The organism is Streptomyces sp. NPDC000404, from assembly GCF_040300365.1.
Classification (GTDB): Bacteria; Actinomycetota; Actinomycetes; order Streptomycetales; family Streptomycetaceae; genus Streptomyces; species Streptomyces ramulosus.
In genome coordinates this window covers 240,530-255,493 of record NZ_JBEPDN010000002.1, presented here as the reverse complement: position 1 = coordinate 255,493, position 14,964 = coordinate 240,530, and the positions used below count along the sequence as shown (strand labels likewise).

The 14,964-nt window shown below is 76.9% G+C and carries 15 protein-coding genes; 10 read left to right on the top strand and 5 right to left on the bottom strand.

Annotation, left to right across the window (positions count from 1 at the left end; translation table 11 throughout):
- Positions 1-91: 91 nt before the first annotated feature.
- On the bottom strand, positions 92-985 hold the full coding sequence (locus ABT345_RS04200) for an NADP-dependent oxidoreductase (RefSeq protein ID WP_345081617.1): 894 nt from the start codon (positions 983-985) through the stop codon (positions 92-94).
- Positions 986-1,055: 70 nt separating this feature from the next.
- On the opposite strand from ABT345_RS04200, the gene ABT345_RS04195 reads away from it, so the two are divergent.
- The 4 genes from ABT345_RS04195 to ABT345_RS04180 all read left to right on the top strand — a co-directional run bounded on the left by ABT345_RS04195 (position 1,056) and on the right by ABT345_RS04180 (position 3,843).
- Positions 1,056-1,625, top strand: coding sequence for a TetR/AcrR family transcriptional regulator (locus tag ABT345_RS04195; protein ID WP_345081614.1), 570 nt, complete (start codon positions 1,056-1,058; stop codon positions 1,623-1,625).
- A gap of 65 nt (positions 1,626-1,690) precedes the next feature.
- Positions 1,691-2,221, top strand: a complete 531-nt coding sequence (locus tag ABT345_RS04190; protein ID WP_345081611.1) for a gamma carbonic anhydrase family protein — start codon at positions 1,691-1,693, stop codon at positions 2,219-2,221.
- Between the two features lie 92 nt (positions 2,222-2,313).
- Positions 2,314-3,084 carry an acyltransferase gene (locus ABT345_RS04185; RefSeq protein ID WP_345081608.1) on the top strand — a complete coding sequence of 257 codons (771 nt, stop codon included), beginning with the start codon at positions 2,314-2,316 and terminating at the stop codon, positions 3,082-3,084.
- 201 nt (positions 3,085-3,285) lie between these two features.
- Positions 3,286-3,843 carry a YbaK/EbsC family protein gene (locus ABT345_RS04180; RefSeq protein ID WP_345081605.1) on the top strand — a complete coding sequence of 186 codons (558 nt, stop codon included), beginning with the start codon at positions 3,286-3,288 and terminating at the stop codon, positions 3,841-3,843.
- A gap of 6 nt (positions 3,844-3,849) precedes the next feature.
- Here the strand turns inward: ABT345_RS04180 and ABT345_RS04175 are convergent, their stop codons facing one another.
- From ABT345_RS04175 to ABT345_RS04165, 3 genes are all read right to left on the bottom strand, one after another.
- Positions 3,850-4,344: a GNAT family N-acetyltransferase gene (locus ABT345_RS04175; RefSeq protein WP_345081602.1), complete on the bottom strand. Its 495-nt coding sequence runs from the start codon at positions 4,342-4,344 to the stop codon at positions 3,850-3,852.
- 53 nt (positions 4,345-4,397) lie between these two features.
- On the bottom strand, positions 4,398-4,805 hold the full coding sequence (locus ABT345_RS04170) for a CoA-binding protein (protein ID WP_345081599.1): 408 nt from the start codon (positions 4,803-4,805) through the stop codon (positions 4,398-4,400).
- A gap of 177 nt (positions 4,806-4,982) precedes the next feature.
- Positions 4,983-5,762, bottom strand: coding sequence for a type VII secretion system-associated protein (locus ABT345_RS04165; protein WP_345081596.1), 780 nt, complete (start codon positions 5,760-5,762; stop codon positions 4,983-4,985).
- A gap of 239 nt (positions 5,763-6,001) precedes the next feature.
- Between ABT345_RS04165 and ABT345_RS04160 the strand changes: the two genes are divergently transcribed.
- The 3 genes from ABT345_RS04160 (at position 6,002) to ABT345_RS04150 (ending at position 11,022) form a co-directional block, all read left to right on the top strand.
- Positions 6,002-6,628, top strand: a complete 627-nt coding sequence (locus tag ABT345_RS04160) for a YigZ family protein (RefSeq protein WP_345081593.1) — start codon at positions 6,002-6,004, stop codon at positions 6,626-6,628.
- A 120-nt stretch (positions 6,629-6,748) separates the two neighbouring features.
- Positions 6,749-7,915, top strand: coding sequence for an exonuclease SbcCD subunit D (locus tag ABT345_RS04155; protein ID WP_345081590.1), 1,167 nt, complete (start codon positions 6,749-6,751; stop codon positions 7,913-7,915).
- Positions 7,912-11,022, top strand: coding sequence for an AAA family ATPase (locus ABT345_RS04150; RefSeq protein ID WP_345081587.1), 3,111 nt, complete (start codon positions 7,912-7,914; stop codon positions 11,020-11,022). Before ABT345_RS04155 ends, ABT345_RS04150 begins: the two co-directional genes overlap by 4 nt.
- A 14-nt stretch (positions 11,023-11,036) precedes the next feature.
- On the opposite strand, the gene ABT345_RS04145 is transcribed toward ABT345_RS04150, so the two are convergent.
- Positions 11,037-11,537 carry a GNAT family N-acetyltransferase gene (locus ABT345_RS04145; RefSeq protein WP_345081584.1) on the bottom strand — a complete coding sequence of 167 codons (501 nt, stop codon included), beginning with the start codon at positions 11,535-11,537 and terminating at the stop codon, positions 11,037-11,039.
- A gap of 236 nt (positions 11,538-11,773) precedes the next feature.
- Between ABT345_RS04145 and pqqB the strand changes: the two genes are divergently transcribed.
- From pqqB to ABT345_RS04130, 3 genes are all read left to right on the top strand, one after another.
- Positions 11,774-12,688: a pyrroloquinoline quinone biosynthesis protein PqqB gene (gene pqqB, locus ABT345_RS04140; RefSeq protein WP_345081581.1), complete on the top strand. Its 915-nt coding sequence runs from the start codon at positions 11,774-11,776 to the stop codon at positions 12,686-12,688.
- Between the two features lie 273 nt (positions 12,689-12,961).
- Positions 12,962-14,125 carry a sensor histidine kinase gene (locus ABT345_RS04135; RefSeq protein ID WP_345081578.1) on the top strand — a complete coding sequence of 388 codons (1,164 nt, stop codon included), beginning with the start codon at positions 12,962-12,964 and terminating at the stop codon, positions 14,123-14,125.
- A 4-nt stretch (positions 14,126-14,129) separates the two neighbouring features.
- Complete coding sequence (locus tag ABT345_RS04130; protein WP_345081574.1) at positions 14,130-14,780, top strand: response regulator transcription factor; 651 nt, start codon at positions 14,130-14,132, stop codon at positions 14,778-14,780.
- Positions 14,781-14,964: the final 184 nt, after the last annotated feature.

Below are 14,964 nucleotides of genomic sequence, written 5' to 3'. Positions count from 1 at the left end.
CTGCCCGCCACCGCCCTTGATCGCATGCCGGCGGTGCGGGGCGCGTCACCGTGGGTGAGGGCGGCGCGGGCGGCCTTCCCGTAGCCGGGGCTCAGATCACGATGACCCGCCGCCCGCGCGCGTGCCCCCTCCGGCTGTCGATGTGCGCCGCCGCGGCCTCGCCGAGCGGATACGTCTTCTCGACCGGGATGTGGAGCGCGCCCCGGGCCAGCAGGCCGACGGTCTCGGCGAGCGCATCCGGCAGGCTTCCGGCCGCGCCGGAGAACCGGACGCCCAGCTCTGGCGCACCGAGGTCGGCGATGGAGACCACCCGCCGCGGATCCCCGGTCAGGCCGACCAGTTCGCGGATCACTCCCGAGCCGGCCAGATCGAGCGCCGCGTCCACCCGGCCCAGCCGCCGCACCCGCTCGGCCCAGCCGTCGCCGTAGGTCGTCGCGACGGCGCCCAGGCTCCGCAGATAGTCCTGGTTCGCGGCGCCCGCCGTGCCGATCACCGCGATGCCGCGGTCCCGGGCGATCTGCAGCACCGCCGATCCGACGCCCCCGGACGCGCCGCTGACCAGCAGCGTCTGCCCGGGCCGGACGCCGACCTCGCGAAGGACGCGCAGCGCGGTCTCCATCACGGACGGGTACCCGGCCGCCTCCTCGAACGACAGCCCCTCCGGCATCCGGGCCCAGGCCGTGAGCACGGCGGACTCCGCGTACGTGGCCACCCCCTCGCCGAACACGCGGTCGCCGATCCCGACGCCCGTGACGCCCGCGCCGACCTCGTCGACCACCCCGGACGCGTCCTGCCCGACCCCGGCGGGCAGCTCGACCGGATGGGCCGCCAGCCGCTGGCCTTCCCGGATCCGCCAGTCGACGGGGTTCACTCCTGCCGCGCGCACGGCGATGCGTATGTGTCCTGTGCCCGCGTGGGGCTCCTCGGCGTCCTCCAGGCGCAGCACCTCGGGACCACCGAACTCGGCAAAGCTCACTCTCTTCATGCGGCCGACCGTAACACTAACCGTTAGTGTTTTGGAGTTGTTGCACTTTTGCATTTGATAGCGTCGGCGCATGACCGAGCCGCCCGGACGCCGAGAGCGCAAGAAGGCCGCGACCCGCCGGAAGATCGCCGATGCCGCCCTGCGGCTCTTCCTGGAGCGCGGCTACGACGCCGTGGGCATCCGCGAGGTGGCCGCCGAGGCCGATGTCGCCGTCACCACGCTCTTCTCCCACTTCGCCGCCAAAGAGGCCCTGGTGTTCGAGCAGGACCAGGACTTCGAGCGGCGGCTCACCCGCGCGGTCACCGACCGGGCGCCGGACGAGCCGCCGCTGCTCGCACTGCACCGCGAGGTCCACGCCCTGGTCCGGCACTGCGCGTCGGACGCCGCCGCCCCGGTCCGGCGGATGATCGAGGGCTCGCCCGCCCTGCGGGAGTACGAGGAGTCGATGTGGCTGCGCCACGCGGAGTCGCTGGCCGCGGCCCTCGCCGCCGACGCCGGTCCGTCCCGGAGCGCGACGGCCTGCCGGGCGCTCGCCCGGTTCGTGATCGACGCCTACGCGCTGGCCCTGGAAGCGGCCGACCCGAAGGCGGCGGTGGACGAGATCTTCCGGATGATCGAGGCGGGCTGGGAGGCCGCCTGACGCCGCGTCCGCCCCGTCGCCTACTGTGCACCCGGCGCGATTCGAACGGACGAAGGAGAACGGCAATGGCGCAGGGCGCACTCATCGCGGGCGTGGGCAACACCGCACCGGTCGTGGACCCGGCGGCGTTCACCGCCCCGACCTCGGTCGTGCTGGGGGAGGTGACGCTCGGCGCCCGGGCGAGCATCTGGTACCAGACGGTGCTGCGCGCCGACTGCGGCCCGATCACCGTCGGCGCCGGCAGCAACATCCAGGACAACTGCACCGTCCACGTCGACCCCGGCTTCCCGGTGACCGTCGGCTCCGGGGTCTCGGTCGGCCACAACGCCGTGCTGCACGGCTGCACCGTCGAGGACGACGTCCTGATCGGCATGGGCGCCACCGTCCTCAACGGCGCCCACATCGGCGCCGGTTCGCTGATCGCCGCGCAGGCGCTGGTGCCGCAGGGCATGGTCGTGCCGCCCGGATCGCTGGTCGCCGGGGTACCCGCCAAGGTCAAGCGGGAGCTGACCGACGAGGAGCGCGAGGGCATCAAGCTGAACGCCGCCGTCTACCGGGACCTCGCGGAGACCCACGCCGCGGCGTTCACCGACTGAGCGACGCCCCCCGTGCCACGCCCGCCGGGCTGGGGCGAAGATCACAGGGGCGGGCGCGACCGGGCGCCCGGCGCGCTGAGTACGGTGTGCGAGTGGTGTCGAACAAGAACGTGTTCTCCTCCCTCGCCGCCTGGCGGCGCCGGGCCGCTTCGCGCGCCGTGCACCGCGGGACGCGGTGGATGAGCCGGGCGGGCGCGGTCACCGCCGAGCGCCCCGGGCCCTACCGCTTCCGCGCCATCGGCCCCGGCACCCGCCTCGCCTTCCCGCAGGGCACGGTCTTCGGCGACCCCTGGATAGCCCTCGGCGACCACTGCATCATCGCCCAGGACGTCACCCTGACCGCCGGGATGATGCCCGACCTCGACCTGGGCCCCGACCCGATCCTCACCCTCGGCAACGGCGTCGTGCTCGGACGCGGCAGCCATGTGATCGCCGACGTCCCGCTCACCATCGGCGACGACTGCTTCTTCGGCCCGGGCGTCTACCTCACCACCACCAACCACAGCTACGACGACCCCGAGGTGCCCGTCGGCAAGCAGTGGCCCCGCAGCGCACCGGTCAGCATCGGACCGGGCAGCTGGGTCGGCACCGGCGCGGTCATCCTGCCCGGCGCCCGGCTCGGCCGGAACGCGGTCGTCGCGGCGGGCGCGGTGGTCCGCGGCGAGGTACCCGACCACGCCGTCGTCGCCGGGGCTCCCGCCCGGGTCGTCCGCCGCTGGGAGGCGGCGTCCGGCTGGCAGCCGCCGCTGCGCACCCCGGCGCCCGTACCCGTGCCGGAGGGCGTCACGCCCGAACAACTCGTGGCCCTCTCCGCCCTGGAGGCACCGTCCGAGCCCGAAGGCGGCACACCGGACGCCGGGTGAACGGCGCCGCCGCGGGTTGACGGAGTCCGCCCGCCCGGCGCCTCCCCGTACCGGCTTCCGGCAACCGGGCCGCGCGCCGCGCCCGCCGGACCCGGCCCCCGGGCAGCGCCCGCCGGCCCCGCCTCCCGCCGGCCGGCCCCGCGCCGCCCACGCCCTGAGACGCCCCGCCGGGCCCCCGCTTCCGGCTGTTAACTTGGCGCCATGCCCGTGCCCATGGATGCCTTCTCCGATGTCCGGCCCGCCGTCGAACGCCTGGACCTGCTCGCCGCGCCCGTCGCCGCCGCCCTGCGCGCCTGGAGCGGTTCGGTGCCCGTGGAGGAGATCCGCTACGTCGACACCGACCCGGCCATCGCCGACACCGCCGTCCTCGTCGCCCACCACGGCGCATGGCTTCTGGAGCAGTCGGCGAACTGCGTGGTCGTCGCCGGGAAGCGCGGCGGGGCGACCACCCTCGCCGCCTGCCTGGTGCTCTCCCACACCCGCGTCGACGTCAACGGCGCCGTCCGCCGCCAACTCGGCGCCCGCAAGGCGTCGTTCGCCCCCATGGACACCGCCGTCGGCGACAGCGGGATGGAGTACGGCGGCATCACCCCCATCGGGCTGCCCGCCGACTGGCCGCTGCTCGTCGACGCCGCCGTCGCCGACACGCCCTACGCGCTGATCGGCAGCGGCAGCCGCCGCGGCAAGCTCATCGTCCCCGGCAAGGCGCTGGCCGAACTCCCGCACGCCACCGTCCTCGACGGGCTGGCGACCGCCTGACCCGGCTCAGCCGTCCGCCCGCCACGCCTGCACGTCCAGCGAGAGCGCGGTGGAGTGCGGCGCGAACCCCAGGCTGCGGTAGAGGGGTTCGGCGGCGTCCGTGGCGTGCAGATCGACCCGGGTGACGCCCAGTTCCGCGAAGCGGACGAGCAGTGCCCGCGTCGCCGCCCGGGCGTATCCGCGGCCCCGGTAGCGCTCGTCGGTGCAGACGGTGAAGACGAAGCCGAACCGGCCGGTGGGATGCCCGGGCGCCGGCAGCCGTTCCTCGACCGTGCCGACCGCGCACGCCGCCAGATGCGGCGCACCCGCACCGGGCGCGCCGTCGACCACGTACGCGACGAACGCCTCGGGGGAGTCCGTCAGCCGGCGCCGGGCCATGGCCTCGGCGTCGCGCTCCCAGGGGCCGGGCGCGTCCCGGCCGTTCATCGCGGCGAACATCGACCGGCGCAGCCGCACCAATTCGGCGGCGTCCCCGGGAACGGCGGAACGTGGCGTGTTCATGCCCGGACGCTACCGCCACCCCGCCGCGCCGCCGCCACCGGACCCCGTGCCGCTCAGCCCAGGCGCGGAATCTCGATCGCCGGGCAGCGATCCATCACCATCGCCACCCCCTGGCCGCGCACCCGCTCCCACGCCGCCCCGTCCACGACGCCGAGCTGGAACCACACGCCCTTCGCGCCGATGGCCACCGCCTCGTCCGCGATCGCGCCCGCCCGGTCGGCGGCCACGAACACATCCACCACGTCGACCGGGAACGGAATAGCCGACAACGACGGATAGCCCTGCTCGCCGTGGACCGTCTCGGCCCGCGGATGCACCGGCACGATCCGCTTCCCGAACCCCTGCAACGTCCTGGCGACGCCGTACGCCGCCCGCGAGGTGTTGGCCGACAGGCCGACCACCGCCCAGGTGTCGCCCAGCTCCGTCAGCATGCGGCGGATCACCGCCGGATCGCCGTACACACGCGCCTCCCGATTCCGTTCCGTGCCGTACCGGACCCCGCGGCCGCCCCGGAGAACGGCGGGATCCGTACCGGCAACGGCCGGCGGCCGCCCGGGATTCCCGTCCGTGCGGAGCGCGGGCAGCGGAACGCCCCGCCCGAAGGGGAAGACGGGCGGGGCGGGTTCGTGGGCGGGCCGTCAGGCCGCGCCGCCGCGGGCCCCGCTGCTCGCCATGCCGGCCCCGACGGCGGCGGTCCGCGCCGGCTTCGGCAGGCCGCCGCGCTCACCCGCCTCACCGTCCCGCACCGGCTCCGCGCCGCCCGCGCCCGTACCGGGCCGCCCGATCGCCGCCTCCACCGCGATCCGGCCCGGCGCGCGCTCCGCGACCGCCGCCCGCACCGCGTCCGGCTCCACCAGCATGCTCACCGCGCCCGTCGGGTTGACGTACAGCGCGTGCCCGGCCGGCAGCCGCTCCAGCAGCTCCGCCACCGGGCGCCGGTCGACCAGCAACCGCCCCACCGGCTCCAGATGCTCCTCCGAGGTGTAGACCGGCACCACCGGCGTGCCCTCCGGGGACGCCGCGGGCAGCGGCGCGCCCGCGGCCGTGACCAGGTACGACACCTCGGCGACCGCCAGCGTCCGGGCGACCTCGGGCACCGGCCCGTACCCCGTCGCCGCGAGCTGGACGGCCTGGTCGACCGGGTCCGTCGGCTCGGCCCAGTCCAGCATCTGCGGAGAGGGCCGGTACTCCGGGTTGTCCCGCCAGTCCTCGATCTCGCCGGTCGGGCCCGACCGCCACTGCCCGATCACCGACCACAGCGGCGGCGGGCCCTCGCCCGACCAGGTCAGGTCCACCATGGCCAGCCAGTGGTCCGGCGCCTCGCGGGCCGCCTCGACCACCTCCGGCGGCGGTTCGGGCATCGCCTCGCCCGTCACGGGCACGCCCGCCGCCAGCGTCGTGTGTGTGTTGTCGTCCATGAAGCCCTCCGCCGACCCGCCGTACGGTTCCTGGGTTGCGCGAGCGGGCCCCGCGCACGAGGCCGTCGCCCCGGCCACAGTGCCCACGGGCGGCCCCCGCGCCCGTCCGACGCACCGCAACACCCGCCCGGATACGCCGCCTGGACGTGCCGCGGGCCCCCGGACGGCGGACACCGCCCCGCACCCCGGCGCGGGTGGCCGGTGACCGGGCCCGCCGCGCCGCCGCATAGGCTGGTGCGATGCAGGAGCAGTACCGGACCCTCGCCCACGCCGGCGTGCACGAGATCGAGATCAACAAGTCCCGCTTCCTCTGCGCCCTCGCGCCCGTCGCGACCGAGGCCGAGGCGCAGGACTTCATCGCGGCCGTCCGCAAGGAGCACCCCACCGCCCGCCACCACTGCTACGCGTACGTCCTCGGCGCCGACGGCGGCGTACAGAAGGCCAGCGACGACGGCGAACCGGGCGGCACCGCCGGCGTCCCGATGCTCCAGATGCTGCTGCGCCGCGAGATGCGGTACGTCGTCGCCGTCGTCACCCGCTACTTCGGCGGCATCAAACTCGGCGCCGGCGGACTGATCCGCGCCTACGGCGGCGCCGTCGGCGAGGCCCTGGACAGCCTCGGCACGGTCGTCCGCCGCCGCTACCGCCTCGCGACCGTCACCGTCGACCACCAGCGGGCCGGAAAGCTGGAGAACGACCTGCGGGCCACCGGGCGCACGGTGCGCGAGGTCACCTACGGCGCCGAGGTCCGCATCGAGATCGGCCTGCCCGAGGCGGACGTCGCGTCGTTCGAAGCCTGGCTGGCGGACAGCACCGCCGGCACCGCCGTCCTGGAGCTGGGCGGCGAGGCGTACGGCGAGGCCTGAATCGGGGCATGCGTCCCGGCGCGCCCCCGGAGCCTGCGAGGATGTCCGGGTGACTGCGGACCGGCGTGGCCGCCCCGGGGCGGCCGGTGAGGGAGTGACGATGCGGACGGGAGCGGCGTGGTGAGGCTGCTGCACACCTCCGACTGGCACCTGGGGCGCTCCTTCCACCGCGTGAGCCTGCTCACCGCGCAGCGCGCCTTCCTCGACCATCTCGTCGAGACGGTCACCGCCCGGGAAGTCGACGCCGTCCTCGTCGCCGGCGACGTCTACGACCGGGCGGTGCCGCCGCTCGCCGCCGTCGAGCTGTTCGACGAGGCCCTGCACCGCCTCGCCGCGCTCGGCGTCCCCACGATCATGATCTCCGGCAACCACGACTCCGCCCGCCGCCTCGGCGTCGGCGCCGGGCTGATGGAGCGCGGCGGCATCCATCTGCGCACCGACCCGGAGCGCTGCGGCGAGCCGGTCGTGATCGACGACGCCGACGGCCCGGTCGCCTTCTACGGCCTGCCCTACCTCGAACCCGCCCTCGTGCGCGAGCGCCTCGGCGCCGGGCGCGCGGCCCACACCGAGGTGCTGGGCGCCGCGATGGACCGCGTCCGCGCCGACCTCGCCGCCCGGCCCGCCGCCACCCGCTCCGTCGTCCTGGCGCACGCCTTCGTCACCGGCGGCGAGGTGAGCGACAGCGAGCGGGACCTGACGGCCGGCGGCGTCGCGTCGGTGCCCGCCGCGGTCTTCGACGGCGTCGACTACGTGGCGCTGGGCCATCTGCACGGCTGCCAGACGCTCTCCGACCGGGTCCGCTACTCCGGCTCCCCGCTCGCGTACTCCTTCTCCGAGGCGGCGCACCGCAAGTCGTCCTGGCTCATCGACCTCGGCGCGGACGGCGCGGTGACGGCGGAGCGCGCCTATGCCCCCGTCCCGCGCCCGCTGGCCCGGCTGCGCGGCCGGCTGGAGACGCTCCTCGACGACCCGGCGCTGGAGCGGCACGCCGAGCACTGGGTGGAGGCGACGCTCACCGACCCGGTCCGCCCGCCGGAGCCGATGGCCCACCTCACCGAGCGCTTCCCGCACACCCTCGCCCTCGCCTTCGACCCGGACGAGGGCCCGGCCGTCACCTTCGCCTCCTACGCCCAGCGGGTGCGCGGCCGCGGTGACCAGGAGGTGGCCGAGGACTTCGTGGAGCATGTGCGCGAGGGCCGGGCGGCGGACGAGGAGGAGCGGGCGGTGCTGCGCGCCGCGTTCGAAGAGGTACGGCTCCACGAGGCGACGGAAGAGGTGGCGCCGTGAGGCTGCACCGGTTGTCGGTCACGGCGTTCGGACCGTTCGGCGGCGCGCAGACCGTCGACTTCGACCGGCTCTCGCGCGATGGCCTGTTCCTGCTGCACGGCCCCACCGGCGCGGGCAAGACGTCCGTCCTGGACGCGGTGTGCTTCGCGCTGTACGGCTCGGTGCCCGGCGTCCGGCAGGCGGGGCAGGCGCTGCGCAGCGATCTCGCCGACCCGTGGACGCCGACGGAGGTGGTCCTCGAACTGACCGTCGCCGGACGCCGGTTGGAGATCACCCGGCTGCCCGAGCAGACCCGCCCGAAGAAGCGCGGTACGGGCACCACGCGGGAGAAGGCGCAGAGCCGGCTGCGGGAGTACGTGGCCGGGCCGGGCGAGGGCGGCCGGTGGAAGGCGCTGAGCCGGTCGCACCAGGAGATCGGCGAGGAGATCGGCGGGCTGCTCGGCCTGAACAAGGAGCAGTTCTGCCAGGTCGTGCTGTTGCCGCAGGGCGACTTCGCGCGGTTCCTGCGGGCCGACGCGGAATCCCGGGCGCGGCTGCTGGGCCGCCTCTTCGACACCCGCCGCTTCGCCGCCGTCGAGGAGCGGCTGGCGGCCCGGCGCAAGGAGGCGGCCGAGCGGGTCCGCGGCGGCGACGAGCGGCTGCTGGCGCTCGCGCACCGCGCCGCGGAGGCGGCCGGGAGGTGCCCGGACCTCGCGGCGCTGCCCGCGCTGCCGGCCGGTTCCGCGGCGGCCACCGTCCCGGCCGCCCGGAAGCCGGGCACCACGGGCCGCCGCCCGGCCCCGCGGACCGATCCGGATACCCCGGGCGTGGGCGAGCCCGGGTTCGCCGCGTCCGTCCTCGTACGGCTGGCGGTGGCGCGGGCCGCGGCGCGCGAGCGGCTGGCCGTGGCCGCCTCGGCGGAGCGGTCCGCGCAGGCGGCGGAGCGGGCGGCGGCCCTGGTGTGGGAGGAGGCGCAGGAGCGCGACCGGGTACGGCGGCGCCTCGCCGATGCCCAAGAACGCGCCGCCCGCCTGGCGGAGACGGCCGCGGCGGACGCCCGGGACCGGGCACGCCTGGCGGCCGCGGGCCGCGCCGCCGAGGTGGCGCCGGCGCTGGCGTGGTGTGCGACGGCCCGGCGGGAGGCCGAGGCCGCGGGCGCCGCGGAGCGTGCCCGCCGCGCCGAACTGCCCGCCTCCCTCGCCGGTGAGGAGCCCGCGCGGCTCGCCGAGCGGGAGCACGAGGAGCGCGCCCAACTCGGCACGCTGGCCGCGGCCCGCCGCGCCGAGGAGCGCGTCGCCGCGCTGACCGCCGAACGCGCCGCGGCGGACCGCGAGGGCGCCGCCGACGAGGACGCGGTGGCGGAGTGCGCGGAGTGGCTCGACGGCTGGGACGCGCGGCGCCGCGCCCTCCAGGAGCGGCTGGAGCACGCCCAGGAGGCCGTGGGGCGCGCGCAGGCGCTGGAGGCGGCGGTGGCCACGGCGCGCGAGCGCGCGGTGGCGGCCCGGCGCCGGGACGAGCTGACGGCCCGTCTGGAGCGGCTGCGCGGCGCGTCGCTGGCCGCGCGGGAGCGCTCCGCCCGGGCGCACGAGCACTGGCTGGAGCTGAAGGACCGCCGGCTGCGGGGCGTCGCCGCCGAACTGGCCGCCGCGCTGCGCGCCGGCACGCCGTGCGCGGTCTGCGGCGCGACGCAGCACCCGGAGCCCGCGCAGCCGGGGGAGGGGCACGTCGGCCGCGCCGAGGAGGAGGCCGCGCTCGCCGCGTACCGCGAGCGCGAGGAGGCGTACCGCACGGCGGAGGGCCGGGTGCGCGAGGCGCACGGCGAGCTGTCCGCCGCCACCGACGCCGCCGGGGACTCCCCGGCCGGCGACCGTGCCGCCCGCGCCGAGAAGCTGGCCGCCGAGTACGCCGAGGTGCGCGCGGTGGCGGCCGGGGTGCGGCCCGCGCGGGAGGCGCTGGCGGCCGCGGAGCGCGAGGCGGAGCGGCGGCGCACGGAGCGGCAGGACGCCGAGCGCCGGATCGCGGCCCGCCTCTCCCGGCGCGAGGCGCTGGAGGCCGAACGGGCCGCGCTCCGCGACGAGGTGACACGGGCCCGCGGCGAGTGCGCGAGCGTCGCGGAGCGGGCCCGGCGCGGTGAGCGGCGGGCCGCGATGCTGGCCGCCGTGGTGGAGGCGGCGGGCGCCGCCCGCACGGCGGAGCGGCGGCTGCGGGAGGCCGAGGCGGCGCGGGACGACGCGGTCGCCGCGGCCGGGTTCGCGGACCCGGCCGCCGCCGAGGCCGCGCAACTGCCCGAGGCGGCCCGCCGGGAGCTGGCCGAACGGGTCGCCCACCGGGAGGCGGAAGCGGCCGCGGCCGCCGGTGAACTGGCCGTCGCCGAGGCGGCGGCCGCCACCGCGGCGACGGGCACCGCGCCCGATCCGGCCGCCGCGCGCCGCTGTGCGGAGGACGCCGGACGACGGCTGCGCGAGGCGGCCGCCGCCCGCACGGGAGCGCAGGAGCGGTGCGCCGCACTGGACCGCCTCTCGCACCTGGCGGCCACGGAGGCCCGCCACCTCGCCCCGCTGTACGCCGAGTCCGACGTGGTCGGCGGCGTCGCCTCGCTCGTCGCGGGCACCTCGGGCGAGAACGTGCGCCGGATGCGGCTGGAGTCATATGTGCTGGCCGCCCGCCTGGAGCAGGTCGCGGTGGTGGCGGGGGAGCGGCTGCAGCGGATGTCGGGCGGGCGCTACACCCTGGTGCACACGGACGCCCGCAGCGCCGGGACGCGCCGCTCCGGGCTGGGGCTGCGGGTGATCGACGCCTGGACGGGGCGGGAGCGGGACACCTCCAGCCTGTCGGGCGGGGAGACGTTCTACGCCTCGCTCGCCCTCGCGCTGGGCCTCGCCGACGTGGTCACCGACGAGGCGGGCGGCACCCGGCTGGACACCCTCTTCATCGACGAGGGCTTCGGCAGCCTCGACGAACAGAGCCTGGACGAGGTGCTGGACGTCCTGGACGGGTTGCGCGAACGCGACCGCAGCGTCGGCATCGTCAGCCATGTCGCGGACCTGAAGGGCCGCATCCCGGCCCAGCTGGAGGTCGTGAAGGACCGGTCGGGATCGGCGGTGCGGCACCGCGGCGTGGGCGGGTAGGGCGGATGCCGGGGCTACCGCGGGCGCTCCGCATCGCGCCGGTACCAGGTGCCGGCCGCGCCGCCGAGATCGGCCGGACCCGCCGGGCCCACCGGCAGGAAACCGGCCTTGACCAGCACTTTCCGGGACGCGATGTTCCCGTGGGAGACGGCCGCCCGCAGGGTGCGCAGCCCGTACCGCTCGGCCGCCACGCCGCACAGTTCCCGGACGGCCGCGGTCGCCACGCCGCGGCCGGCGACGTGCCGCGCCACCCGGTAGCCGAGCTCCGCGGCGCCGTTCTCGATGTCGACGAGGTTGAACCGGCCGAGCACCGCGCCGTCCTCCGCGACGAGCACATGGAAGGCGCAGACACCCGCCGCCTGCTCGGCCAGCAGGGCGTCGAACCGTTCGGTGAAGCGGTCGAAGTAGGCGTCGCCGCGGTCGGGGACCGAGGCGGCGAAGTAGGCGCGGTTCGCCAGCTCGAAGGCGAGGACCGCGGGGGCGTGATCGAGGTGCAGCGGCTTCAGCTGGGGCATCGCGCCACCGTACCCGCGCGGCGGGGACGCCCGGCCGGGCCATCGGCGGCGCCTCCCGGCGGGGCGCGGCCGTCCGCGTCAACCGCACCCAGCGGCAGGCATGTTGAGCCGTGCCGTTCCGGGGGAGATTTCCCGGCGATCACGGAAAGCCGCCGCGCCCGCGGTGGCTTCCGGGGCTCCGGGGCGGGCGCAACCGCCAAGAACCCCGCGTGTTTGGCGAGTTGGGGAGGCTTTCGATGAGGGTGACGTTGCTCGGTACCGCCGCGGGCGGCGGATTTCCGCAGTGGAACTGCGGGTGCGCGCTGTGCGCCCGGTGCCGCCGCGGTGAGCTGCCGTCCCGGTTCCAGGACTCCGTCGCCGTCAGCGGCAACGGCCGGGACTGGTGGCTGCTGAACGCCTCGCCGGACATCCGGGTCCAGATCGAGGCGGCGTCCGCGTTGGCCGCGGGCCCGGGGCCGCGCGACACCCCGGTGCGCGGCGTCCTGCTGACCGACGCGGAGGTCGACCACGCCCTCGGCCTGGCGGTGCTGCGCGGCGGCGCGGATCTGACGGTGTACGCCGCGCCGCCCGTCCACGAGGCGCTCGCCACGGCGCTGCCGCTGCGGGGGCTGCTGGACCGCTATGCGCCCTGGCGGTGGCGGGAGGCCGGGCCCGCCGACCGGACAGCCGCCTCCGCGCCGTTCCCGCTGGCCGGCGGGCTCACCGCCACCCTGCACCCGGTCGGCACGAAGGCCCCGAAGTACGTCGCGGCGCCCGCCTCCGGGGTGCCCTGGGTGAGCGCGGTACGGATCGAGGACCCGGCGACCGGCGGGGCGCTGCTCTACGCGCCCTGCCTGGCCACCTGGCCCGACGGCTTCGACGACCTCCTGGCGTCGGTGACCTGCGCCGTCGTCGACGGAACGTTCTTCAGCGCGCAGGAGCTGGGGCGGGCGGTCCGGTCGCCGGACGCGGGGCAGGCGCTGATGGGCCATCTGCCGGTGAGCGGCCCCGGCGGCACCCTCGCCCGCCTCGCCCGCCACCCGGGCCTGCGCCGCCTCTACACCCACTTCAACAACACCAATCCGCTGCTGGACCCGTCCTCCGATGCCGCGGCCGAGGTGCGGCGCGCGGGGGTGGAGGTCCCGGAGGACGGGGCGGAGCTGACGGTGTGACGGGCGGGGCCCCGGCAGTCGAGAGCCCCGGCAGGCGGGGGTCCGCGCCCCGGGGGCCCGCCGTGCGGCACCGCTGAGCCGGGAGCGCCGGGGCGCCTCTGCCCCGGTCCGGAGCCACACCCCCGTGGTGGTTCCGGGCCAGGGCCGCCGGCGCCCTGCGGCGTGGCTCCACCCTGCCGCCCCGTGAACCGGCCGCGCCTCCCCCGCCCGTGGCGCCCGCCTCCCCCGTGCGGGGGAGGCCGGACGCCGCACGGCGGTGCCAGGATGACGGCCATGCGCCGGTTCCTCCGCTCCCTGACCCTCGCCAACGTCTGCAGCCGCTGGCTGCACCTGGTGACCGGCAGCATGATCGCCATGGTCTCCCTCTTCATCTGGCCGGGGCCGGACGGACACGGGCAGACCGTGCTGCTGCGTGCCGCGCTGTTCTCGGTGCCGCTGCTCGTGCTGCTCGGGCTGGTGCCGGTGGTGCGGCTCGCCGAGGGGGTGCAGGCGCGGCTGATGCTCGTCCCGGGGCGGCCCTCGCCCGACCGGGACGCCCGCCGCGCCGAGATCACGGCGGCCCCGGCGGCGTCCCTCGCTGACCTCGGGCGCACGGTGTGCTGGCTGGTGCTGAGGGTGCAGCTGGGCGCGCTCACGCTGAGCGCCTCGGGGTGGCTGCCCACGCTGGCGGTCCGGCTGGCGCGCCTCGGCGACGCCCGCGCGCTGCTGGCGCCGCTGCCGCTCCTGGGCCTGGTGGCCGTGGTGGTCGGCGCCGGTGCCGTCATCGCCGCCGCGGCGCGGTGGCTGCTCGCGCCGTCGGCGGCCGAACGCATCGCCGCGCTGGAGGAACGCACCGAGCGGCTGATGGAGCACAACCGGCTCGCCCGCGAGCTGCACGACTCGATCGGCCATGCGCTCACCGCCGTGGTGGTGCAGGCGGGTGCGGCGCGGGCGGCGGGCTCGGCCGAGTTCACCGGGCAGGCGCTGACCGCCATCGAGGACACCGGACGGCGCGCCCTGGAGGAGCTGGAGCGGGTCCTGGAGGTGCTGCGCGAGGACGCCCCGCAGCCCCGTGCGCGTCCCGAACTCACCGACGCCGCACGGCTGCTGGACGCGGCGCGGGGCGCGGGGGCGGAGGTGACGGCCGAGGTGTCCGGGCCGTTGGACGCCGTCGCGGGGCCGGTGTCGCGGGAGGGCTACCGCATCCTCCAGGAAGCGCTGACCAACGTGGTGCGGCACGCCGGTCCGGTCCCCGTCACCGTACGGATCGCGGTCCACGGCGACCTCGTCGAACTGGACATCCGCAATCCGCTGGGCGACGCCGGGGCCGCGGCGGGCCGGGGCAGGGGGCTGCGCGGCATCCGGGAGCGGGCGCGTCTGCTCGGCGGGCACGCGGAGGCGGGCCCCGATGAGGGCAGTTGGCGGGTCCATGCCCGGCTGCCGGCCGCCGTAGGGTGATCCCGTGCCGCTGACCGTTCTTCTCGTCGACGACGAGCCCCTGGTCCGGGCCGGGCTCCGGGCGATCCTGCAGGCGCAGCCGGACATCGAGGTGACGGGCGAGGCAGCCGACGGCGCCGCGGTCCTGCCGCTCATCCGCCAACGGCGCCCGGACGTGGTGATGATGGACGTCCGGATGCCGCTGCTCGACGGGATCGAGGCCACCCGCGCGGTGCTGGCCGCCTTCCCGGACCCGCCGAAGATCTTGGTGATCACCACCTTCGAGAACGACGACTACGCGTACGAGGCGCTGCGCGCCGGAGCCAACGGCTTCCTGCTCAAGCGGGCGCAGCCCGCGGAGGTGGGCCACGCGATCCGGCTGGTCGCCGCCGGTTCCTCGCTGCTCTTCCCGGTCGCCCTGCGCCGCATGGCCGCCGGCCGCACCAACCCCCGGGCCCGCGCGCTGCTGGAGCGCGCCGCGCTGACGGGCCGGGAGGCGGAGGTCCTGCGGCTGATGGCCCGGGGCATGTCCAACCAGGAGATCGCCGCCGCGCTGGTGCTGGGCACGGAGACCGTCAAGACCCATGTCAGCGCGGTACTGGCGAAGGTGGGGGCGCGCGACCGCACCCAGGCGGTGATCGCCGCGTACGAGTCGGGGTTCGTCACCCCCGGGTAGGGCGTGTCGTCGAACTCCCGTCGTCGCTCGTGGGGCAGACGGGAGTTTGACGACAGACCCTGGGACGGGCCGGTGAGGCGCCGTCCGCGCGGCGGCGCCCGGAGCGCGTCGCCGCCGGTCTCCCCGGTGCGAGGGAGGCCGTTCCCCCGCGCGGGGGAAGTGGCGCAACGGCCGCGCCCGGCAG